We start from the raw sequence: 23,946 nt of genomic DNA on the forward strand, positions 1-23,946 counted from the left end.
CGTTCCCCTCGGGTGGCTTCGGTCAGGGAGCGGGCTGTGTGTCGCGCACGGGAAGGAGGTCTGGGCGCTTGGCCACCCGGCCGTCGCCGGACGAGCGGCCGCGCAGGCGGCGCATCACCCAGGGGCCCAGGAAGCTGCCGACCCAGAACGCCTCATTGCCGACGCGGCGCAGGGTGCCGATGGGCCTCGCGGCTGGAAGCGGATTCGTCCACGAGTCGTCGCTGTCCGGCAGGCCGAGCGCGTGGGCCGCGGCGGCGGCCATCAGGGCGTGCCCGAGGGGCGCGGCGTGGATCCGGTCGGGACTCCACAACCGTGCGTCGCAGGTCACGGCATGCGGAAAGGCGTCGACGACGATGACCCCATGCCGGCGCGCCGCGTCCCGGATGCCCGCGTTGAGCTCCAGCACCCGCGGCCGCAGCCGCGCCACGACCGGTGCGATCTTCGCGATGTCGGGGAAGGTGAACGTGACCACCTGGGCACCCTGGCCGGTCAGTGCCGCGAACATCGCCTCCAGCTCACCCGTCACCGCCGCCGCGTCGAAGCCCGGCCGGACCAGGTCGTTCATCCCCGCCATGACCGAGGCCAGATCCGGCTTGAGGGCCAGTGCGGGCGCCAGCTGTTCGGCTCTGACCTGAGCCGCGAGCTTGCCCCGTACCGCCAGGTTGGCATAGGTCACCGCCGGCTCGGTCGCCGCAAGCAGTTCGGCCAGGCGGTCCGCCCACCCCCGGTAGCCCGTGAGCTCGTCACCGTCCATGAGCCCCTCGGACTGGCTGTCTCCGATCGCGACATACCGCAGGTAGGACATGGCGAGCCACCTAGTCAAAAATTGGAATATTCCATCTGCGGGTCATCGTACTGGACAATCTGGACTATGAGGAGTTAGGGGAACGTAGGGGTTCTCCGGGGATGAGGCGATCAGCAGGCTGGGCCCATGGAACCCGATGTTCGCACGGGCAGCGCCGTCGTCTTTCCGGGAATGGGCCCGTCGAGTTTCGCCGACGTGGCGCGGTTCATGCTCATCAATCCAGCGGCGCGGAAGCTGGTGAAGGCCGCTGACGAGGTCCTCGGCTACTCGCTGGTCGACCGGTACCGCGAGAACGACGGCGACTACAGCGAATATGCGCAGGTGGCGTTCTTCGTCAACTGCCTGGCGCTCGCCGGGGAAGGGCTCGACCCCGAGGTGTGCACCGGCCCGAGCTTCGGCGGGAAGATGGCGGCGGTCTACTCGGGGGCCCTGTCGTTCGACGACGGCGTGTGGATGACCTCGCGGTGGGCTCGGTGCCTTGACGAGTACTTCGCCGAGGAGCACGGCGAGCTGATCACCCATTCGTTCGCACGGACTCCGCCAGAGCGGCTGGGCGAGATCCTGGCCGAGTTGGACGCGCGGGGCACGTGGCACGAGATCTCGTGTCACGTCGACGACGACTTCACGATGCTCACCCTCGGCCAGAACGAGCTGGAGTGGCTGGAGAAGAGGCTGCGGCAGGCCGGGGGGCTGCCGCTCTACTCGATGTATCCGCCGATGCACGCGAGCGTCTTCGCGCCGCTGCGGGAGAAGATGGAGAACGAGGTCTTCCGTGAGCTGACGTTCTCCGATCCCGCGCTACCAGTGATCGCGGACCAGGACGGGGCCGTGCTGGAGACCGGGGCGCAGGTCCGGGAGATGTTGCTGGACGGGCTCGTCCGGGCGGTGCGGTGGCCCGACGTGGTGGCCGCCCTGAAGGCGCGGGGGATCGGGCGGCTCGACGTCGCCGGGCCGGATCGGCTGTTCGGCCGGGTGCCGTGCACGACACGGAACTTCGAGGTCGTCCGGCACGATCCTCGATCGGCCACCCGGCCGCGCCGACGCTGATGTCACGTCATCTGGGTGAGCGTCTTCCAGAGAGTGGCGGGGGTGGCGAAGGTCTCCATGGTGAGCGCGTCGTCGACGAAGCGGACGCCGTAGGTGCCTTCGAGCAGGGCCAGCAGTTCGACGGTGCCCAGCGAGTCCAGGCCGAGGTCGCGCAGGCTCGCGTCGGCCCCGAGCTCCTCGTCCGGCTCGATGAAGGGCAGGAATCCGCGCAGAATGTCCTCGAATTGTGCATCCCACATGGCTACTCCCTGGGTCTTTCGACTTTTTGTGCGCTGTCACCACTTAATGCGGTCGCCGGGGAATGGGACAACCCTTGGCGACCCCTATGGAGGGACTCCGATGAATGACCAGGCATTGCACGCGCGATTCATGCGAGGGCTCGGCAAGGCGCCACGACAGGTCGCCGTGCGGGTGGGGGCCGATTCGCTCACCTACGAGGAACTGCACGAGCGGGCGGCGCTGTGGGCGGGCGCGCTGCTGGCGAGCGCGGACGAGCGCCCGCGGCAGGTCGGCGTGCTGGCGGCGAAGAGCCTCGACGCCTACGCGGCGGTGCTCGCGGCACTCTACGCGGGGGCCACGGTCGTGCCGCTGAACCCCGGCTTCCCGGCGGCGCGGATCCGGCGGATGCTGGAGTTTGCGGACGTGTCGGCCGTCGTCGCCGACGAGCGTGGGCTGGACGCGTTGCCGCACGTGCTGGACGCCGGATTCGCCCCGCCGGTGCTGGCGGCCGGCGGGCGGATGCCGGTCTCGGCGGTCGCCGCGCAGGTGCCGGTCACGGCGGCGGGCGCGCTGAGCGAGCCCTGTGCGGTACGGGGAGACGACGTCGCGTACGTCCTGTTCACCTCCGGGTCGACGGGCAGGCCGAAGGGCGTGCCGATCACGCACGGGAACATGGCCCACTACTTCGGGCTCCTCGACCGGCGGTACGACTTCAACGCCGATGACGTGTTCTCGCAGACGTTCGACCTCAACTTCGACTGCGCCACGTTCGACATCTTCTGCGCCTGGGGAGCGGGTGCCGCGGTGCACGCCGTGCCGCCGCAGGCGTACCGGGACATGCCCGCGTTCGTCGAGGAGCGGGGGATGACGGTGTGGTTCTCGACCCCGAGCGCCATCTCCCTGGTGCGTCGGCTCGGCGGTCTCGGAGCGGGCACGATGCCGTCGTTGCGGTGGAGCTTCTTCGCAGGGGAGGCGCTGAGGTGCGCCGACGCGGCCGGCTGGCAGGAGGCGGCGGACGGGTCGACGGTGGAGAACCTCTACGGGCCGACCGAGCTGACCGTCACGGTGACCGGGCATCGCTGGGATCCGGAGATCTCGCCCGGACTCGGCGTGAACGGGATCGTTCCCATAGGCCGGCCGCACGACGGCCACGACCACCTGCTGCTCGACGAGCATGACGGCGAGGGTGAGCTGTGCGTCGCCGGGCCCCAGCTGACGCCGGGATATCTCGATCCGGCCGACAACGAGGGCAGGTACCTGGAGCGGGACGGACGGACCTGGTACCGGACGGGTGACCGGGTGCGGTGCCTGGGCAACGGGGAACTGGCCTACCTGGGGCGGCTGGACTCGCAGGTGCAGGTCCAGGGCGTACGCGTCGAACTCCCCGAGATCGAGCACGCGCTGCGGGGTTGTGACGGGGTGGAGGACGCCGTCGTCGTGCTGGGGGAGAGCACCGCCGGGGGCGATGAGCTCGTCGCCTTCTACACCGGTGCGCGGACGGGCCCGGGTGAGCTGGCGGCGCGGTTGCGGGAGACCCTCCCGGCCGCGATCGTGCCGCGGCGCTACCGGTATCTGCGCGACTTCCCACTGAATTCCAATCGGAAAATCGACCGCCGTTCGCTGGCCGCGGAGGCTAGGGGCTCTTAGGGGTGTGGGTGTGAGGCGGCCCCTGCCTACATTTTCTGGTATCGCAGTCCAAAATATGTGTGCCTTTTGGGTGCGCATTTTCCTGTCATAGGGGAATGGCGTTGGAAGCGCAGCTGATCCACGATCTGTTGTACGACGCGGTGTCGACCGCGCCGGACGTGCCCGCCATCCGAGACGCCACCGGGGTGTGGTCCTACCGAGAACTGTCCGAAGCGAGCCACGCGTTCGCCCGCTGGCTGCGGGCGCGGGGCCTGCGGCCGGGCGATCGCCTGGTCGTGCGACTGCCGAGCCGCCGCGAGTTGGTGGCCATGTTCTACGGCGCGAGCCGGTGCGGGGTGGTCTTCGTGCCGCTCAACCCGGCGATGAAGACGTTCCATCTCTCGTCCGTGCTGGCCAATGCCGAGCCGGCTCTCGTCGTGGGCGAGGGAGAGGGGCTCGGGAGCCTCCGGGCGGCCACCGAAGCGCCGGTCCGGGACGCACGCGAGATCTGGGCCGAGGTCGCGGGGACGGCGGGGCAGGGACGCGGTGCCGATGCCGACGACGACGTCGACGTCCGGCCGGACGACCTCGCGGTACTGATCTACACCTCCGGCAGCACCTCGGCGCCCAAGGCGGTGATGTGCGCGCACGCCCAGGTCGTCTTCGCAACGGCGGCGATGCAGGCGGAGCTGGGGTACCGGCCGGACGACGTGGTCTTCTGCCGCTTTCCGATCTCGTGGGACTACGGCCTCTACAAGGTGCTGATGTCGGCGGTCGGGCGGTGCGAGCTCGTGCTGGCGGGTGAGGAGGGGGACCTCACGCTGCTGCGGCGGATGCGGGAGGTCGGCGCGACGATCGTGCCGATCGTGCCGTCGTTCGCCGCGATGGTCGTCACGATGGCCGGGCGGGACGGCGCGGCGCCGCCGCCGGTCCGGATGTTCACCAACACGGGCGCGGCGCTGCCTGCCGCCACCATCGACGCCCTCCGGGACCGCTTCCCCGGGGCCCGGGTGGTCCGCCAGTTCGGGCTGACCGAGTGCAAGAGGATCTCGATCATGCCTCCGGAGCAGGACCGGGAACGGCCAGGCTCGGTCGGCCGTCCGCTGCGCGGCACCACCGTGGAGATCCTCGGCCCCGACGGCGCGCCGGTGCCGGCCGGGGAGGTCGGTGAGATCGTCGTGAGCGGACCGCACGTCATGCCCGGCTACTGGAGGCTGCCGGAGCTCACGGCCCGGACGTTCCGTCCCGATCCGCGCACGGGCACGCCGCGGCTGCACACCGGCGACTACGGGAGCGTCGACGAGGACGGCTACCTGTACTTCGAGGGCCGCCGCGACGACGTCTTCAAACGCAAGGGCATCCGGATGAGCACCCTGGAGATCGAGGCCGCCGCCATGGACCTTCCGGGGGTGCGCGGAGCCGCCGCGCTGCCGCCGGGCGAGGGGCGCGACCTGGCGATCGTGGTGGCGGGCGACCTGGCTCCGCGCGAGGTGCTGCGCGGCCTGGCGGAACGTCTCGAACCCGCGAAGGTGCCGGGCATCTGCAAGGTCGTGGACGAGCTGCCGCTGACCCAGCACGGCAAGAACGCCCGCGACGCGCTCGCCGGCCTGCTCACGGCGGGCACGCGATGAACGGCCGGCACGCGATGAACGGCCGGTACGCGGAGCTGGCCGCCCGGTTCGGGACACCGCTGTACGTGTACGACCTCGACGAGGCGGAGGCGGCGCGCCGCGAGCTGGCCGAGGCTCTGCCGGACGGGGTCGAGATCTTCTACGCTCTGAAGGCCAACCCGCATCCCGAACTGGTCCGGGCGCTGCGCTGCCGGCCCGAGATCAGCTCCACGGGCGAGCTGGCGGCCGCGCTCGCCGCCGGGGCCGCCGGCGCCGACTGCCTCTACACCGGACCGGGCAAGACGGCCGGTGAGCTGCGCGAGGCGATCGCACGCGGCGTCCGGGCGTTCTCCGCCGAGTCCGCCACGGACGTGGAGCACATCGGCGCGGCGGCGCGGGAGCGGAACGTCGTCGCCGACGTGCTGCTGCGGATCAACGCCGCGTCGGCGAGCGCCACCACCGGGATCCGGATGACGGGCACGCCGACGCAGTTCGGCTTCGACTGCGAGGCGCTGCCCGCGGTCATGCCCCGGCTCCGGCGCGCGCGGGGCGTACGGCTGGCGGGCCTGCACTTCTTCCCGCTGAGCAACGCCACGGACGAGGCCGCGCTGACCGGCGAGTTCCAGGCGACGATCGAGCTGGCGGCGCGGCTGGCGGGCGAGCTGGAACTGCCGCTTCGGCTGGTCGACATCGGTGGCGGGTTCGCGGCGCCGTACGCCGTGCCGGGGCGGCGGGCCTCCTATCCCAAGCTGCGTTCCGACCTGGAGAGCGCCCTCGACCTGCACCTGCACGGATGGCGCGACGGCGAGCCGCAGATCGCCTGCGAGTCCGGCCGGTACCTGATCAGCGGCGCCGGGACGCTGGTGGCCTCGGTCAGCAACGTCAAGGTCAGCCGGGGCCGCAAGTTCGTGATCCTGGACGCCGGCATCAACGCCCTCGGCGGCCTGTCCGGGCTGGGCCGGCTGCTGCCCGTCGAGGTCGGGCCGGACTCGGGCGAACCGGTCGAACGCGCCAGCCTCGTCGGGCCGCTCTGCACGCCCGGCGACATCCTCGGCCGCCAGATCGAGGTGCCGGCGCTCGGCCCGGGCGATCTGGTGACCGTCCCGAACGTCGGCGCCTACGGGGTGACCGCGAGCCTGCTGGCGTTCCTCGGCAGGCCCGCACCCGTCGAGGTGATCGTGCGGGGCGAGGAGGTCGTGTCGGTCTCGCGGCTGGAGTACGCCCGCCGCCACCAGGTGAGCAGCAGCGGATGAGCGACGTCGTGCCCCGTCCCGGGGTCGTGGTGGTGAGCGGCGTCGCGTCCGACTCGCACACGTGGAATCTGGTCTTCCTCCAGCTGCTCTTGGAGGAGCTGGGGTACGAGGTCGTCAACCTTGGGCCGTGCGTACCCGACGACGTCCTGGTCGAGGAGTGCGAACGGCTGGCGCCCGTGATGGTGGTCCTCAGCAGCGTCAACGGGCACGGTCACCAGGACGGCGCGCGGTCTGTCCGGCGGCTGCGGGCATCACAGCAGCTGGTGGGCCTGCCCATCGCGATCGGCGGGAAGCTCGGCATCCACGAGAAGGACAACGCGGCGCACGTGCGCAAGCTGCTGGACGCGGGCTTCGACGCCGTCTTCGCCGACGGCGACGAGCGGGTGGTCGACTTCCAGCGGTTCGTCCGCGCCCTTCCGGGCGGTGCTCCAGGACCGGCCGTGGACGGCGGTGTTCCGGAACCGGCGGTGGACGGCGGCGTTCCGCGATGAGGCCGCCTCTGGACTTCGGTGCGTTCGTCCGGCGGCACGGCGGCGGGGACGGCGGCCCCGTCGTCCAGCCGCGCATGGGGTTCGGCCGGCCCGCGCAGATGCGGGCCGGGCTGGCGGCGACGCGGCGGGCGAACGCCACCACCGTCGGCACCATCACGCTCGACTCCTACACCCGGGTCGGCGAGCCCGACATGGCGGCGCGGGCGCTGCACGAGGGCGCCGAGCTGAACGGGTATCCGATCGTCACCCACGACGCGGCGGTCACGGGCGCGGTGCTGTCCGGGATCGTCGATGACGACTTCCCTGTGCAGATCCGGCACGGCTCGGCGATGCCGCGCGACATCTTCACCGCGCTCACCGCGCTCTCCCTGAACGCCACCGAGGGCGGCCCGATCTCCTACTGCCTGCCCTATGGCCGCACCCCGCTGGAGGAGTCGGTCCGCAACTGGGCCGAATGCGCGGAACGTTTCGCGGGGCTTCGCGAACGCGGGATCGAGCCGCATCTGGAGACGTTCGGCGGTTGCATGCTGGGGCAGTTGTGCCCGCCCGGCCAGCTCGTGGCGCTGAGCGCCCTGGAGGCGCTCTTCTTCTACCAGCACGGCATCCGCAGCCTCTCGGTGAGCTACGCGCAGCAGACCAGCTTCGAGCAGGACTGCGAGGCGCTCACGGCGCTGCGGCGGCTCTGCCGGGCACTGCTGCCGACCGACAACTGGCACGTTGTGGTCTACGCGTACATGGGCCTCTACCCGGCCACCGACGGCGGCGCCTACCGGCTGCTGGGGCAGGCCGCCGAACTCGCGGCGGCCACGGGAGCCGAACGGCTCATCGTCAAGACCGTCGCCGAGTCGCGGCGCATCCCGACCATCGAGGAGAACGTCGCCGCCCTCGAGTACGCGGGGGCGGCCGCGGCGGCGACCGAGACGATGGCGGGCGGCGCCCCGGCCGACTCGGAGACCTACCAGGAGGCGCTCGCACTGATCGAGGCCGTCCTGAACCTCGACGGCGACGTCGGGCGCGCGCTGCTGACCGCGTTCCGGCGCGGCTACCTCGACATTCCCTACTGCCTGCACCCCGACAACGCGGGCCGCGCCCGCGGCTACATCGCCGACGACGGGCGGCTGCGGTGGGCCGAACGGGGCGCGCTGCCCCTGGGCCGCGGCGGTCCGGGCGGTGACGGCGGCACGGGCGCGCGGCGCGTGACCTCGGCGGGTCTGCTCGCCGACCTCTCGTACGTACGGCGGACCTTCGACACGGAACCGCTGAAGCCCGGAGACACACAGGGCCGATTGGGAGCACACCAATGACTGATCTCGACCGTTGTGACATCTCAGGCCTGGCGGCGCTTCCGGAGGCCGAACGGGCCCATCGGCTGCTGGAGGTCGTGCTCGCGCACACCGAGGCCGCCCTGCGGCAGGTCGAGCGGGCCGGAGACATTCCGTCCCCCGAACCGGCGACCGCGTTCCGCGACCTGGGCCTGGACTCGCTCGCCCTGGTCGACCTGCAGACCCGCGTGAACGCCGCGACGGGGCTGTCCCTGCCGCCCACGGTCGCGTTCGACCATCCGAGCCCGGCCGCGCTGGCCCGCCATCTGGGTGAGCTGCTCTTCCAGGACACCGGCACCGGCACGGGAACGGGCACGGGCATCCGGGAAGAGGCCGCTCCCGCTCCCGCCGTCCACGACGAGCCGATCGCGATCGTGGGGATCGGGTGCCGCTATCCGGGCGGGGTGGCGTCGCCGGAGGACCTGTGGAGGCTGCTCGCCGACGGCCGCCACGTCATGTCCGGGTTCCCGGCCGACCGCGGCTGGGATCTGGACCGGCTCTTCGCCGACGACCCCGACGAGCCCGGGACGACGTACGTGCGGGGCGGCGGTTTCCTGCCGGACGCCGCCGAGTTCGACGCGGACTTCTTCGGGATCGGCCCGCGCGAGGCCGGCGCCATGGACCCGCAGCAGCGCCTGGTGCTGGAGACCGCCTGGGAGGCCATCGAGCGGGCGGGCATCGACCCGCACTCGCTGCGCGGCAGCCGTTCCGGCGTCTTCATCGGAGCCGAGCCGCAGGACTACGGGATGCGGCTGCACGAGGCGCCGGACGGGCTCGACGGCTACCTGCTGACCGGCAACACCCCGAGCGTGGTGTCCGGACGGGTCGCCTACGTGCTCGGGCTGGAGGGCCCGGCGCTCACGATCGACACGGCGTGCTCGGGGTCCCTGGTGGCGCTCCACCTGGCGGTCCAGGCACTGCGGCGCGGCGAGTGCTCGCTCGCCCTGGGCGGCGGCGTCGCGATCATGGGGAGCCCGGGGACGTTCACCGCGTTCAGCAGGCAGCGCGGCCTGGCGGCGGACGGGATCGTCAAGCCGTTCGCGGCGGCGGCCGACGGCACCGGCTTCGCCGAAGGCGTCGGCGTCCTGGTGCTGGAGCGGCTGTCGGACGCGGTCGCGGCCGGTCATCCGGTGCTGGCGGTGGTGCGCGGCTCGGCGATCAACTCCGACGGGGCCAGCAACGGCCTCACGGCACCGAGCGGACCGGCGCAGCAGCGGGTCATCCGGCAGGCGCTGGCCGACGCGGGCCTCACGGCCGGCCAGGTCGACGCGGTGGAGGCGCACGGCACCGGGACCACGCTCGGCGACCCCATCGAGGCGACCGCGCTCCTGGCCACCTACGGGCAGGACCATCCGGCCGAGCGGCCGCTGTGGCTGGGGTCGGTCAAGTCCAACCTCGGCCACACCCAAGCCGCGGCGGGCGTCGCCGGTGTGATCAAGATGATCCTCGCGATGCGGCACGGTCTGCTCCCGAAGACGCTGCACGTGGACGAGCCCTCGCCGAACGTGGACTGGTCGGCGGGCGAGGTGCGGCTGCTCACCGAGCCGGTGGACTGGCCTGCCGATGACCGCCCGCGCCGCGCCGGCGTCTCGTCGTTCGGAGTCAGCGGGACGAACGCGCACCTGATCGTGGAGGATGCTCCGGCGGCGGCCGAGCCCGCGGAAGGCGGCCAGGCCGACTTCGTGACGCCCGTCGTCCTTTCGGCCAAAAGCGAGGAGGCCCTGCGCGGACAGGCCGCACGGCTCCTGGACGTCGAGGTCACGGCAGGCGACCTCGGCTACTCGCTGGCCACGTCGCGTGCTCTCTTCCGGCATCGTGCGGCGATCGTCGCCGCCGGACGTGACGAACTGGCACGAGGGCTGCGAGCCGTCGCGGCCGGGGAGATCCCCGGCACGGTGGCGGGAGGCAGGCTCGCCTTCCTGTTCACGGGGCAGGGCGCGCAGCGGCCCGGGATGGGCCGCGAGCTGTACGAGGCGTTCCCGGCGTTCGCCAAGGCCCTCGACGACGCGATCGGCTATCTCGATCTGCAGCTGGACGTCTCGCTCTGGGACGTGCTGTTCGGGAACGAGCCGGATCTGCTCGACCAGACGATGTACGCCCAATCCGCTCTGTTCGCGGTGGAGGTGGCTCTTTTCCGGTTGGTGGAGTCGTGGGGGTTGCGGCCTGATTTTGTGGCGGGTCATTCGGTGGGGGAGTTGGCGGCGGCGCATGTGGCGGGTGTGTTGTCGTTGGAGGATGCGGCGACGTTGGTGGGGGCGCGTGGTCGTTTGATGCAGGAGCTTCCGGCTGGTGGCGCGATGGTGGCGTTGCGTGCGTCGGAGGCCCAGGTCGCTCCGCTGTGTGGTGAGGGTGTGGCGATCGCTGCGGTGAACGGGCCGGAGTCGGTGGTCATTTCTGGCGTGGTCGAAGCGGTGGAGGCGGTCGCGGCGCGGTTTGAGAAGGCGACGCGGTTGAGGGTGTCGCATGCGTTCCACTCACCGCTCATGGAACCGGTGCTGGAGGAGTTCCGGCGGGTCGCCCGGATCCTGGAGTACGCGCCGCCCCGGATCCCGGTCGTGTCGAACGTCACCGGGCGGGCGGCCACCACGGAAGAGCTGTGCTCACCGGACTACTGGGTCAGGCACGTGCGGGCGGCCGTCCGGTTCCGCGACGGCATCGAGTGGCTGGCGGCGCAGGGCACCGAGACGTTCCTCGAACTGGGGCCGGACCCGGTGCTGTCGGCGATGGGCCGCGAGTGCGTCGACTCCGACGTCGCGTTCGCGTCGGCGCTGCGCCGTGAACGTGACGAGACACGGGAACTGCTGGCGGCGGTGGCCATCGCGCACACGCGAGGCGCCCGAGTGGACTGGGAGGCGTTCTACCAGGGACGCGGCGTGCGGAGAGCCGATCTGCCGACGTACGCGTTCCAGCGGCGCCGTTTCTGGCTGAACACGCCCGCCCCCTCCGCGGGCCCGGCATCGGTCGGCCAGGGCGAACTCCGGCATCCGCTGCTGGGCGCGGTGGTCGCGCTGGGCGATTCCGGTGGGGTGGTGCTGACCGGAGTGTTGTCGCCGCGCACACAGCCGTGGCTCGCCGACCACGTGATCGCGGGATCGACGCTGGTGCCGGGGACGGCGTTCGTCGAGCTCGCCGTGCGGGCCGGTGACGAGGTCGGCTGCGGGACGGTCGAGGAGCTGACGCTGGAGGCGCCGCTGGTGCTGCCGGGCGACGAGGGCCTGCCGGTGCAGGTCGTGGTCGGCGCGGCGGACGAGAGCGGTCGCCGTTCGGTGGAGTTCCACGCGCGTACCGCCGAGGAGACGTGGGTGCGGCACGCGAGCGGTGTCCTCGGTCCCGGCACGGTCGCGGGCGGTGAGCTGATCCAGTGGCCGCCGACCGGTGCCGAACGCATCGACATCGACTGCCTCTACGAGGAGATGGCCGAGCAGGGCTACGGCTACGGGCCGTCGTTCCACGGACTCCGGGCCGTTTGGCGCCGGGACGGGGAGGTCTTCGCCGAGGTCGCCCTGCCGGGTCCGCTCCGGGACGAGGCGGCGGCCTTCGGGCTGCATCCGGCATTGCTGGACGCCGTCCTGCACGCCACGGACTTCGCCGCCGAGCCCGCGTCCGAAGGGGAGATCCGGCTGCCGTTCGCGTGGTCGGACTTCGTGCTGCACTCCACCGGCGCGTCCGCCCTGCGGGCGCGGATCGTGGCGACCGGCGCCGACGAGGTCTCGATCGACCTCGCCGACGCGACCGGTGCCCCCGTCGCGTCGGCGGGCTCCTACCGCGTGCGGCCGGGAACGCCGGTGTCGAACGCGCCGCTCATGGGCGTTGAGTGGGTGCCCGTGCCGGTGCCCGCCGAGAATGATTCGGCGTTCGAGGTCTTCGAGGTCCCCGCCGGTCCCGATGCGCTCCACCGCACGCTGGAGGCCGTTCAGGGCTGGGACGGCGACGCGAAGCTCGTCGTGGTGACGCGCGGCGCCGTGGCGACGGACGATCCTGATCTGGACCAGGCGCCGGTGTGGGGGCTCGTGCGCGCGGCGCAGGCGGAGAGCCCCGGCCGGTTCGTCCTGGCCGACATCGACGAGGATGCGGCGCTGGCCGCCGCGGTCGCCTCGGGCGAGCCGGAGGTCGTGGCGCGCGGAGGGCGGCTGCGCGTTCCGCGCCTGCGCCCCTTGCCTCGCGCGGAGAGAGCCGTGCCCTGGGAGAGGGAGGGGACCGTTCTCATCACGGGCGGCACGGGAGCGCTCAGCCGCGTCGTCGCGCGGCATCTCGTCGAGCAGCACGGCGTCCGGCATCTGCTGCTGCTCTCCCGGAGCGGTGGCCCGGCGCCCGAACTGGACGCCGAGGTCACGGTCGTCCAGGTCGACGTCGCCGACCGGGACGCGCTGGCCGCCGTTCTCGCGGAGATTCCCGCCGAGCTTCCGCTGACCGCCGTCGTGCACACGGCGGGCGTGCTCGACGACGGGCTGATCGGGTCGCTGACGCCCGGAAGGATCGACGCGGTCATGCGGGCCAAGGCCGGCGGCGCCCGCAACCTCCACGAGCTGACCGCCGGGCTGGACCTGTCGGCGTTCGTGCTGTTCTCCTCGACGGCCGGGCTGCTGGACGGCGCCGGGCAGGGCAACTACGCGGCGGCGAACACCTACCTCGACGCCCTCGCGGCGCACCGCCACGCGGCCGGTCTTCCGGCCACCTCGCTGGCGTGGGGTCTGTGGGCGGACGCAGGCGGCATGGGCGCCACCCTGGACGAGGCCGCACGCCGCCGCATCGCCCGCCTCGGGCTGGTCACGTTGTCGTCCGGCGAGCATCTGCGGCTGCTGGACGAGGCGGTCGCCGCCGGTCACCCGTGCGCGGTGCCGGTCCGCGTCGACCGTCGTGCGCTGCGGGATGCGGGAGAGCTGCCGCCCGTGCTGCGCGGCATGGTCGTCCAGACGCGCCGGCAGGCCGCGGACACTGCCACGGCCGGCATGAACGTCATGGACGAGGGCGCGCTGCTGGAGCTGGTCCGTGCCCACACCGCCGCCGTGCTGGGGCACGACGGGCCCGGCGAGATCGACCCGGCGCGGGCGTTCAACGAGGCGGGCTTCGACTCGCTCGCCGCCGTGGAACTGCGCAACCGGCTCGCCTCGGCGCTCGGGGTGAGGCTGAGCGCGACCCTGACCTTCGACCACCCGTCGCCCGCGGCCCTGGCCGCCCATCTGGCCGAGCGGACGGGGGCGCCCGCCGAACGGGCCGAGGCGCGGCCCGCCGTCGCCGACGACGGCGAGCCGATCGCGATCGTCGGCATGGCCTGCCGCTATCCGGGCGGCGTGAACTCGCCGGAAGATCTGTGGCGCATGGTCGCCGAGGGCCAGGACGTCATCTCGCCGTTCCCGGCCGACCGCGGCTGGGACGGGGACGGGCAGGGCGGTTTCCTCGCGGGCGCCGCCGACTTCGACCCCGGCTTCTTCGGGATCGGGCCGCGCGAGGCCCAGGCCATGGACCCGCAGCAGCGGCTCATGCTGGAGGTCTCCTGGGAGACGCTGGAACGCGCGGGCATCGACCCGCACTCGCTGCGCGGCACCGCCACCGGAGTCTTCGCGGGCGTGATGTACCACGACTGGGGGCTGCGGCTCGGCCCGCTGCCCGAGGACCTCGCCGGCTACCACGGCACCGGAAGCCTCGGCAGCGTGGTGTCCGGCCGCGTCGCCTACGCGCTGGGGCTGGAGGGCCCGGCGGTCACCGTCGACACGGCCTGCTCGTCCTCGCTGGTCGCGATGCACTGGGCCGCGCAGGCGCTGCGGCGCGGTGACTGCGTGCTCGCGCTGGCCGGCGGCGTGACCGTGATGTCGACGCCCGACACCTTCGTGGACATGCAGCGCCAGGGCGGCCTGGCCGCCGACGGGCGCTGCAAGTCGTTCGGCGACGGCGCCGACGGCACCGGCTGGAGCGAGGGCGTCGGCATGGTGCTGCTGGAACGCCTGTCGGACGCGCGCCGCAACGGCCACCGCGTGCTCGCGGTCGTGCGCGGGTCGGCGGTCAACTCCGACGGCGCCTCCAACGGGCTGACCGCGCCGAACGGGCCGTCCCAGCGGCGCGTGATCCGGCAGGCCCTGGCAAGCGCCGGGCTGACGGGCGCGGACGTCGACGCCGTCGAGGGCCACGGCACCGGGACCACGCTCGGCGACCCGATCGAGGCACAGGCCCTCCTGGAGACCTACGGGCAGGACCGCCCGGACGGACGCCCCCTGTGGCTGGGGTCGATCAAGTCCAACATGGGGCACACGCAGGCGGCGGCCGGTGTCGCCGGGGTCATCAAGATGGTGCTGGCGCTGCGGAACGACAGGCTGCCCGCGACCCTGCACGCCGCCGAACCGTCCGGCGAGGTCGACTGGTCGGCGGGCGAGGTGCGGCTGCTCACCGAGCCGGTGGACTGGCCCGCCGATGACCGCCCGCGCCGCGCCGGCATCTCGTCGTTCGGCATCAGCGGGACGAACGCTCACCTGATCCTGGAACAACCACCGGCCGAGGAGCGGGCACCGGTGGGGGACGGGCCCGCCGTCGTGCCGTGGGTGATCAGTGGCAGGTCGGCGTCGGCTCTGCGCGGCCAGGCCGAACGGCTCCGCGCGCACCTGAACACCGTGGCCGACGACCGGATCGCGGCGGTGGGCGCTGCGCTCGTGACGACGCGGGCGGCGCTGGAGCACCGCGCCGTGATCACCGGTAAGGGCCGCGACGAGCTGGCACGCGGGCTGGAGAACATCGAAGTCGTCGAGCCGCGCAAGGGCAAGGTCGCGTTCCTGTTCACCGGGCAGGGTGCGCAGCGCCTCGGAATGGGCCGTGAGCTGTACGAGACGTTCCCGGCGTTCGCCGAGGCGTTCGACGCCGTCACCACCGCACTGGACCTTCCGCTGCGCGAGGTGATCTGGGGCGAGGACGAGGCGTCGCTGAACGAGACCGGCAACGCCCAGCCCGCGTTGTTCGCGGTGGAGGTGGCTCTTTTCCGGTTGGTGGGGTCGTGGGGGTTGCGGCCTGATTTTGTGGTGGGTCATTCGGTGGGGGAGTTGGCGGCGGCGCATGTGGCGGGTGTGTTGTCGTTGGAGGATGCGGCGACGTTGGTGGGGGCGCGTGGTCGTTTGATGCAGGAGCTTCCGGCTGGTGGCGCGATGGTGGCGTTGCGTGCGTCGGAGGCCCAGGTCGCTCCGCTGTGTGGTGAGGGTGTGGCGATCGCTGCGGTGAACGGGCCGGAGTCGGTGGTGATCTCTGGTGCGGTGGAGGCGGTGGAGGCGGTCGCGGCGCGGTTTGAGAAGGCGACGCGGTTGAGGGTGTCGCATGCGTTCCACTCACCGCTGATGGACCCGATGCTGGATGGCTTCGGTGACGTCGCGCATTCGCTGACGTATGCGCGACCGCTGGTTCCGCTGGTGTCGACCGTCACAGGAGGGCTGGAAGGCGAACTTCCGGCGCACTACTGGGTCCGGCAGGTCCGCGAGCCGGTCCGCTTCGCCGACGCCGTCGCGGAACTGGAGGCACAGGGCGTCACGACCTTCGTCGAGATCGGGCCGGACGCGGTGCTGTCGGCCATGGTGGACGCCGTTCCCCTGATGCGCCGGGACCGGTCCGAGGCGCGGGAGTTGGTCGCCGGACTCGGCCGGGCGTACGCACATGGGGCGGACGTCGACTGGCGCGCGTACTTCGGCGACCCCACGGGCTTCGTGGATCTACCGACCTACGCGTTCCAGCACGGCCGCTTCTGGCTGGACGTGCCCAGCGCCCGAGCCGCACGTGGCGCCGGGCTGGAGGACGTCGGGCATCCGCTGCTGAGCGCGGCGGTGACCTCGCCCGACTCGGGTGAGACGGTGCTGATCGGATGGCTTTCGACCGCCGACCAGCCTTGGCTCGCCGACCACGGCGTGCTCGGCGGGGTCGTCGTGCCCGGCACCGCGTTCGTGGAGATGGCGGTCAGGGCCGGGGACGAGGTGGGCTGCGGCGCGGTCCATGAGCTGACCATCGAGAATCCACTCACGCTTCCCGAGCGGGGCGGTGTCGCGCTCCGGGTCGTCGTCGGCGCACCGGACGACGGCTCCGGCGTACGGACGATCACCGTCCACGCGCGCGACGCCGACACCGAGGCGTGGACCCGGCACGCCTCCGGGCTCCTCAGCCCGGACGTTCCAGGGCCGTCGTTCGAGTTGACGCAATGGCCGCCCGCCGGAGCGGTCGCCGTGGACGTGGAGGACGCCTACGAACGCTTGGCGGAACGCGGTTACTCCTACGGCCCGGCCTTCCAGGGACTGCGTGCGGCTTGGCGGCGCGGTGCCGACGTGTTCGCTGAGGTGGAGCTCCCGGAGCATGCACGGGACGAGGCCTTCGCCCTGCATCCGGCGCTGCTGGACGCCGCCATGCACGCCGATCTGCTGAGCGAGAACGACGAGACGCTGATGCCGTTCTCCTTTAACGGCGTCGTCCTCTACGCCTCCGGCGCGTCCGCGCTGCGGGTGCACATCCGCGGTCTTCGCGGCGAGGAGCTGTCGGAGATCAGGCTCGCGGACGAGACCGGTGCGCCCGTGGCCGCCATCGTGTCGCTCACCTCGCGTCCTGTTACGGAGGAGCGGCTCAGGGGTAACAGGGCTGGTCTCCTACAACGTGTCGAGTGGCGGGCGCTCTCCGCCGCCCCGGCAGCCGCCGCGCGTGAGGCCGCGGTTCACGTGCCCGCAGGTGAGGACGTCTATGAGATCGCGAACGACGCGCTCCAGGCGATCCAGTCCTGGCTGACCGGCGATCGTTCTGAGCCGCTGACCGTGCTGACCAGCGGTGCCGTCTCCATCGGAGGGGAGGACGTCGACCTCGTTCAGGCTCCGGTGTGGGGCCTGGTCCGCGCGGCTCAGGCGGAGCACCCGGGGATGTTCGTGTTGGCGGACACCGACGGGTCGGTGGACCCCGCGCAGGCCCTCGCCTCGGGAGAGCCCGAGATGGCGTTCCGGAACGGACGGATCCTCACGCCGCGACTGACCCCGTCGACAGGCGGAACCGAGACCTGGGACCCGGACGGAACGGTACTGATCACTGGTGGCACGAGCGGTCTCGGCGCGCTCATCGCCCGTCACCTCGTCGAGCGGCACGGCGTCCGTCACCTCATCCTGACCAGCAGGCGCGGCCCGGACGCCCCGCAGGCTCGGATGCTGCGCGACGAGCTGGACGCCGACGTCGAGATCGTCGCGTGCGACGTGACCGACCACGACGCGTTGGCTGCCCTGCTGGCCTCTGCCCCGGACGGTCGGCCGCCGGTGCGCGGCGTCGTGCACGCGGCCGGAGTCGTGGATAACGGGCTGGTGGAGGCGCAGACCCCGGACCGGCTCGCGGCCGTCCTGCGGCCGAAGGTCGAGGGCGCCCGGAACCTGCACGAGCTGACCCGGGACCTCGATCTGACGGCGTTCGTGCTCTTCTCGTCCGCCGGCGGCCACATCCTGGCGGAAGGCCAGGCCGGATACGCGGCGGCGAACGTCTACCTGGACGCCCTCGCGGCTCACCGCCGTGCGGCCGGGCTCCCGGCACTCTCGCTCGCGTACGGGATGTGGGCCGTCGACACCGGGCTCGGCGGCCCGCTCACCGGCGCGGACCTGGACCGGCTGCGCCGCCTCGGCCTGCCCGCCCTGTCCGCCGAGGAGGGACTGGCGTCGTTCGACGCCGCGCTCGGCGCCGATGCCGCCGTCCTGCTGCCGCTGAAGGTCGACACTGCGGCCGTGTCCGCGCGGGGCGAGGTCCCGGCGTTGCTGCGCGGCCGTCGCCCGGTGCGGCCCGCCGCCCGGGAGGACGGCCTGGCGCGGCTTCTGGGCGGACGGACCGAGTCCGAACGCGACCACGTCCTCGTCGAGCTGGTGCGCGACCATGCCGCCGCCGTCCTCGGACATGCCTCCGGCGATGCCGTGGAACCCGATCGGGCGTTCCGCGACCTCGGATTCGACTCCCTGGCCGCAGTCGAGCTGCGCAACCGGCTCGGCGCCGCGACCGGCCTGCGGCTCCCGGCGACCCTCGTCTTCGACCACCCCACGTCCCGGGCCCTGGCCGCCCACCTCACGACGCACTTCACCGAGCCCGCCGTGGCATCCGAGCCCGCAGTGGTGTCGCGGGCCGAGGACGACGAGCCGATCGCGATCGTCGCGATGAGCTGCCGCTTCCCCGGCGACGTCCGGACGCCCGAGGATCTGTGGCGGCTCGTCGCCGAAGGCCAGGACACGATCTCCGGCTTCCCCGAGGACCGTGGCTGGGACCTGGCGGGGTTGTACGATCCGGAGCCCGGCGTCCCCGGCAAGACGTACGTGCGCACCGGCGGATTCCTCCACGACGCCGCCGACTTCGACCCCGAGTTCTTCGGGATCATGCCGCGTGAGGCCCTCGCGATGGACCCGCAGCAGCGGCTGCTGCTGGAGACGGCCTGGGAGGCCTTCGAACGCGCCGGGATCGACCCGGGGGCGATGCGCGGCAGCCGCACCGGTGTCTACGCCGGCGTGATGTACCACGAGTACGCCAGCCGCCTCGGCGAGCTGCCCGACGACCTGGCGGCCTACGCCGGCAACGGCAGCGCCGGGAGCATCGCGTCCGGCCGGGTCGCCTACGCGCTCGGGCTCGAGGGCCCGGCGGTCACGGTCGACACGGCCTGCTCGTCGTCGCTGGTCGCCCTGCACATGGCGGCCCAGGCGCTGCGCCGGGGCGAGATCTCGATGGCCCTGGCCGGCGGCGTGACCGTGATGCCGACACCCGAGATCTTCGTCGACTTCTCCCGGCAGCGCGGCCTGGCCGCCGACGGCCGCTGCAAACCGTTCGCCGCCGCCGCCGACGGCACCGGCTGGGCCGAGGGAGCGGGCCTTCTGCTGCTGGAACGGCTGTCGGACGCCCGCCGCAACGGCCACCCGGTGCTCGCGGTCGTGCGCGGGTCGGCGGTCAACTCCGACGGTGCGTCCAACGGGTTGACCGCGCCGAACGGGCCGTCCCAGCAGCGCGTGATCCGGCAGGCACTGGCGGAGGCCGGGCTGTCGGCGGCCGACGTGGACCTGATCGAGGGCCACGGCACCGGTACCCGCCTCGGCGACCCGATCGAGGCTCAGGCGTTGCTCGCGACCTACGGGCAGGACCGTCCCGCCGGCCGTCCGGCCTGGCTCGGCTCGATCAAGTCCAACATCGGGCACGCCCAGGCGGCCGCCGGAGCGAGCGGCCTGATCAAGCTGGTGATGGCCCTCCGGAACGGCCTGATGCCCAAGACCCTCCACGTCGACGAGCCGTCCCCGCACGTGGACTGGGCCGCCGGGTCGGTCCGCCTGCTGACCGAGCCCGTCGAGTGGCCGCGGAACGGTCACCCGCGCCGCGCGGCGGTCTCCTCGTTCGGGCTCAGCGGCACCAACGTGCACGTCATCATCGAGGAGACACCCGCCGAGGAGACACCCGCCGAGGAGACACCCGCCGGGGGGACCGGGCACGCCCCTGCCGGCCCGGCCGTCGTGCCGCTCGTGCTTTCGGCCGCCAACCCCAAGAGTCTTCCCGCGCAGGCCGAGCGGCTCCGCGCGTTCCTCGCCGGGCAACCCGAGCTGAGCCTGACCGACGTCGCGTACTCGCTGGCGACCGGCCGCGCCGCGCTGCCCCACCGGGCCGTGATCGTGGCCGGGGGCCGCGAGGAGGCACTCCGCGCACTGGCGGGTGGCGTGGAGCCGGCGGCCGCCCCGTCCGGCGGGCTGACCGCGTTCATGTTCTCCGGCCAGGGCAGTCAGCGCTCCGGCATGGGCCGCGAGCTCTACGACGCCTACCCGGTCTTCGCCGAGGCGCTGGACGCCGTCTGCGAACACCTCGGCCGCGACGCCGTCTTCGCCGAGGGCGAGTCGCTGGACGAGACCGCCAACACCCAGCCCGCCCTCTTCGCCATCGAGGTCGCGCTGTTCCGGCTCCTGGAGTCGTGGGGGCTGAGGCCCGACTTCGTGATGGGCCACTCCATCGGCGAGCTGGCCGCCGCGCACGTCGCCGGAGTCCTGTCCCTGGCCGACGCGTGCACGCTGGTGGCCGCCCGGGGTCGACTGATGCAGGCGCTCCCCGCGGGCGGCGCGATGATCGCCGTCCAGGCGGCCGAGGAGGAGGTCGCCGGACACCTCGGCGACCAGGTCGGCATCGCCGCGATCAACGCTCCCGGCTCCGTGGTGCTGTCCGGGGCGAGCGACGCCGTTACCGAGGTCGCCGCCCGCTTCGAGGCAGAGGGCCGCCGGACGACCCGGCTGCGGGTGTCGCACGCGTTCCATTCGCCGCTGATGGAACCGATGCTGGCGGAGTTCCGGGAGATCGCAGGGCGCCTGTCGTTCCGCCCGCCGCGGATTCCCGTCGTGTCCAACGTGACCGGCGGCGCGATCGACGACGAGACGCTCTGCTCACCCGAGTACTGGGTTCGGCACGTACGGGAGGCCGTCCGTTTCGCCGACGCCGTGCGGCACCTCCGCACGGAAGGCGTTACCCGATTCGTCGAGATCGGTCCTGACGGCGTTCTGACCGGGCTGGTACAGGCATGTCTTGAGGGCCAGGACGCCGTGACCGTCCCCGTTCTGATCGTCCCCGTTCTGACCAGGGACGCGCCTGAGCCGTACGCGCTCCAGCGCGCACTCGGGCGTCTGCACGGTGGCGGGCTGAGCCCCGACTGGCCCTCGGTCTTCGCCGGGTTGAACGCACGCCGGGTCGACCTGCCGACCTACGCGTTCCAACGCGATCGTTACTGGCTGGATGAGGCCGCCTCCGAGCCCCCGCTCCTCACCGCGACTGTCCCGTCCCCCGACTCGGACGCGGTCGTCCTGACGGGCCGCCTGTCGACCGCCACGCATCCCTGGCTGGCCGACCACGACGTCCTCGGCATGGTGCTCTTCCCCGGCACGGGCTACGTCGAGCTGGCCCTGCGCGCCTGCGAGGAGACCGGCTGCGACATCATCGAGGAACTGACGATCGAGGCCCTCATGCCGCTGGCCGAGAGCGGCGGCGTCGCGATCCAGGTGGTGGTCGGCGCTACCGACGCGGCGGGCCGCCGCGCGTTCACCGTGTACTCCCGGCCGGACGGCGCCGAGGAGTGGAGCCGCCATGCCTCCGGATCCCTCGCGACCCAGGACGTGCCGCGACCACCGCACCGCACCGGAGCCTGGCCGCCCCCCGGCGCCACCGAGGTCGACATCTCCGGCGTCTACGACTACCTCACCAGCCAGGGCTACGGATACGGTCCGATGTTCCGGGGCCTGCGCGGGATCTGGTCACGCGGCGAGGAGACGTTCGCCGAGGTGGCGCTGCCCGAGTCGGCGACCGACGCCGCGGCGCGGTTCGCGCTGCACCCGTCGATCCTGGACGCCGCCCTGTCGGCCACCGACTTCATGGACGGCCGCAGACCGCAGGACGTCGGCGGAACGCAGCTTCCGTTCGCCTGGGAGGGCGTCAGCCTGCACGCCACCGGTGCGTCCCGGTTGCGGGTGCGGATCGTCCGGGGTCCCGCCCGGGCCGAGCAGGGCTCCGACTCCGTACGCCTGGAGCTGTCCGACCCGTCCGGGACGCCCGTCGCGACCATCGAGTCCCTGGTGGTCCGGCCCGTGACCGCCGCCAGGGTGAACGCCGCCGCGGCCACAGGGCGGCACCGCGAGTCGCTCTTCCGCCTCGATTGGACCCGACTGCCGCTGGGAAGCGCCGTCGCCGCGGACACCACCGGCTGGGCCGTGCTCGGTGCGGATCCTGGCCTGGGCGTTCCTGGCCTGGAAACCCTGGAGACGGTGCCCGAAACCGTGATCTACCCGGTGGTCGCCGCGCCCGGAGACGTCCCGGAGGCGGCGCGCGCCACCACGGCGGCGGTCCTGCGGGATCTGCGCGACTGGCTGGCGGACGCGCGGCACGGTGGCTCCCGCCTTGTCGTCGTCACCCGGAACGTCGCCGCCGATCTTGTCCAGGCGCCGGTCTGGGGCCTGGTCCGCGCGGCCCAGGAGGAGAATCCGGACCGCTTCGTCCTGGTGGACGTGGACGGCTCCGACGCCGCCCTCCGCATGCTCCCCGCCGTGGTCGCCTCGGGCGAGCCCGAAGCCGCACTGCGCGGCAGCGAGGCCTTCGTCCCCCGCTTGGCCGCGGTGCCGGCAGGCGACGACGCGCCACCGCCCTGGACGCCCGCCGGCACCGTACTGATCACCGGCGGCACCAGCGGGCTGGGGGCCCTTGTGGCCCGGCACCTCGTCACCGAACACGGCGTCCGCCGCTTGATCCTCACCAGCCGCAGGGGAACGGCCCCGGATCTCCACGAGGAGCTGGCCGGCCTGGGCGCGGACGTCACGATCGCGGCCTGCGATGTGGCCGACCGCGACGCCCTGGCCGCACTTCTGGCCGAGCGGCCGCCGACCGCCGTCGTCCACGCCGCGGGCGTGATGGACAACGCGCTCCTCGCCTCCATGGACGAGGACCGGCTGAACGCGGTGCTCCGCCCGAAGGTGGACGGCGCCTGGAACCTTCACGAGCTGACCCGGGGGATGGACCTGACGGCGTTCGTCCTGTTCTCCTCGACCTCCGGTCTGGTCGTCTCCGCCGGGCAGGCCAACTACGCCGCGGCGAACCGTTTCCTGGACGCCCTGGCGGCGCATCGCCGTTCGGAAGGGCTTCCCGCGACGTCCATGGCCTTCGGGCTGTGGTCGCACAAGACGGGAATGGGCGGAGGGGTGTCCGAAGCGGACCTCCACCAGCTCGACCGGCTGGGGATGCCCGCCCTCTCCACGGACGAGGGCCTGGCCCTCTTCGACGAGGCCCTGGGCGTCGACGTGCCGGCCCTCGTCCCGTTGCGGCTGTCCGAACCGGACCCCGGCACCCCGGCCCCCGCGCTCCTGCGCGATCTGCGCCGCTCCAAGCAACGCCGCGTGGTCCCTGCGGCGGCCCCGGCCCCGGCTTCAGCAGCGGCCGCGCCCGCCGTGACCGAACGGACCCTGGAGCAGCAGCTGGCGGACCTGCCGGAGGTGGACCAGAAAGAGCTGGTGCTCGACCTGGTGCGCTCGCACGTCGCCGCCGTCCGGCATGCCGACCCCGACTCCATCGACCTGACCATGGGCTTCACCCAGCTCGGCCTGGACTCCCTGGCCGCGATCGAGCTGCGCAACCGCCTGCAGACCGCCACGGGGCTGCGCCTGGCCGCGACCCTGATGTTCGACTACCCCAACCCCGAGTCGCTGGCGGGGTACCTGCACGACGAGGTCCGCCCCGCCGGATCTCCGGCCCCGCCCGTTCACGAGGGGGACGAGGCCCTCCGCCGGATCATCGAGTCCGTCCCGCTGGCCCGGATCCGCGAGGCCGGCCTCCTGGACGCGCTCCTCGACCTGGCGAACGAGAGGGAAGAACTCCCGGCCCAGGAACCGGCTGAGGAGCCGGCCGGGGAAGCGGTCGAGGACCCGAGCGAGGCCATTAAGAACATGAACGTCGACGACCTCGTCCGCGCGGCCCTGGCCGCTCGGGAAGGCTGAGGGCCGCCGCTCCACTCCACGGCCGTGCTCCCGGTGGTCCGAGATCTACTGAGATCTTGAACCACCGGGAGCTTCGTTCATGACCTGTGGAAACACGAAGTCCCCGCCCGGGGAGCCG

At 72.7% G+C, this 23,946-nt stretch carries 9 protein-coding genes; 7 read left to right on the forward strand and 2 right to left on the reverse strand.

Annotation, left to right across the window (positions count from 1 at the left end; translation table 11 throughout):
• Window positions 1-22: 22 nt before the first annotated feature.
• Window positions 23-805: an SGNH/GDSL hydrolase family protein gene (locus tag F8566_RS25960; RefSeq protein ID WP_151564315.1), complete on the reverse strand. Its 783-nt coding sequence runs from the start codon at window positions 803-805 to the stop codon at window positions 23-25.
• Between the two features lie 126 nt (window positions 806-931).
• Between F8566_RS25960 and F8566_RS25965 the strand changes: the two genes are divergently transcribed.
• Window positions 932-1,852: an ACP S-malonyltransferase gene (locus tag F8566_RS25965; protein WP_225993532.1), complete on the forward strand. Its 921-nt coding sequence runs from the start codon at window positions 932-934 to the stop codon at window positions 1,850-1,852.
• A gap of 2 nt (window positions 1,853-1,854) precedes the next feature.
• Here the strand turns inward: F8566_RS25965 and F8566_RS25970 are convergent, their stop codons facing one another.
• Window positions 1,855-2,091, reverse strand: coding sequence for a phosphopantetheine-binding protein (locus F8566_RS25970; protein ID WP_151564316.1), 237 nt, complete (start codon window positions 2,089-2,091; stop codon window positions 1,855-1,857).
• A 100-nt stretch (window positions 2,092-2,191) separates the two neighbouring features.
• Between F8566_RS25970 and F8566_RS25975 the strand changes: the two genes are divergently transcribed.
• The 6 genes from F8566_RS25975 to F8566_RS26000 all read left to right on the forward strand — a co-directional run bounded on the left by F8566_RS25975 (window position 2,192) and on the right by F8566_RS26000 (window position 23,828).
• Window positions 2,192-3,718, forward strand: a complete 1,527-nt coding sequence (locus F8566_RS25975) for an AMP-binding protein (RefSeq protein WP_151564317.1) — start codon at window positions 2,192-2,194, stop codon at window positions 3,716-3,718.
• Between the two features lie 95 nt (window positions 3,719-3,813).
• Entirely contained in the window at window positions 3,814-5,328 is a 1,515-nt protein-coding gene (locus F8566_RS25980) for an AMP-binding protein (RefSeq protein WP_151564318.1), read from the forward strand.
• Window positions 5,325-6,560 (forward strand): type III PLP-dependent enzyme domain-containing protein, encoded by a 1,236-nt coding sequence (locus F8566_RS25985; RefSeq protein WP_225993533.1) that lies wholly within the window; start codon window positions 5,325-5,327, stop codon window positions 6,558-6,560. The genes F8566_RS25980 and F8566_RS25985 overlap by 4 nt, the downstream gene beginning before the upstream one ends.
• Window positions 6,557-7,051 (forward strand): cobalamin B12-binding domain-containing protein, encoded by a 495-nt coding sequence (locus tag F8566_RS25990; RefSeq protein ID WP_151564319.1) that lies wholly within the window; start codon window positions 6,557-6,559, stop codon window positions 7,049-7,051. The genes F8566_RS25985 and F8566_RS25990 overlap by 4 nt, the downstream gene beginning before the upstream one ends.
• A complete protein-coding gene (locus F8566_RS25995; RefSeq protein ID WP_151564320.1) occupies window positions 7,048-8,355 on the forward strand; it encodes a methylaspartate mutase in 1,308 nt (435 codons plus the stop codon). Before F8566_RS25990 ends, F8566_RS25995 begins: the two co-directional genes overlap by 4 nt.
• A complete protein-coding gene (locus F8566_RS26000) occupies window positions 8,352-23,828 on the forward strand; it encodes a type I polyketide synthase (RefSeq protein ID WP_151564321.1) in 15,477 nt (5,158 codons plus the stop codon). Before F8566_RS25995 ends, F8566_RS26000 begins: the two co-directional genes overlap by 4 nt.
• The last annotated feature ends 118 nt before the right edge of the window (window positions 23,829-23,946 follow it).

This window comes from Actinomadura rudentiformis (assembly GCF_008923185.1).
GTDB classification, from domain to species: Bacteria; Actinomycetota; Actinomycetes; order Streptosporangiales; family Streptosporangiaceae; genus Spirillospora; species Spirillospora rudentiformis.

Coding starts and splice junctions, on each gene's coding strand:
- F8566_RS25985 (WP_225993533.1), top strand. CDS start 5,325: ATGAACGGCCGGCACGCGATGAACGGCCGGTACGCGGAGCTGGCCGCC.
- F8566_RS25965 (WP_225993532.1), top strand. CDS start 932: ATGGAACCCGATGTTCGCACGGGCAGCGCCGTCGTCTTTCCGGGAATG.
- F8566_RS25990 (WP_151564319.1), top strand. CDS start 6,557: ATGAGCGACGTCGTGCCCCGTCCCGGGGTCGTGGTGGTGAGCGGCGTC.
- F8566_RS25980 (WP_151564318.1), top strand. CDS start 3,814: ATGGCGTTGGAAGCGCAGCTGATCCACGATCTGTTGTACGACGCGGTG.
- F8566_RS25975 (WP_151564317.1), top strand. CDS start 2,192: ATGAATGACCAGGCATTGCACGCGCGATTCATGCGAGGGCTCGGCAAG.
- F8566_RS26000 (WP_151564321.1), top strand. CDS start 8,352: ATGACTGATCTCGACCGTTGTGACATCTCAGGCCTGGCGGCGCTTCCG.
- F8566_RS25970 (WP_151564316.1), bottom strand. CDS start 2,091: ATGTGGGATGCACAATTCGAGGACATTCTGCGCGGATTCCTGCCCTTC.
- F8566_RS25995 (WP_151564320.1), top strand. CDS start 7,048: ATGAGGCCGCCTCTGGACTTCGGTGCGTTCGTCCGGCGGCACGGCGGC.
- F8566_RS25960 (WP_151564315.1), bottom strand. CDS start 805: ATGTCCTACCTGCGGTATGTCGCGATCGGAGACAGCCAGTCCGAGGGG.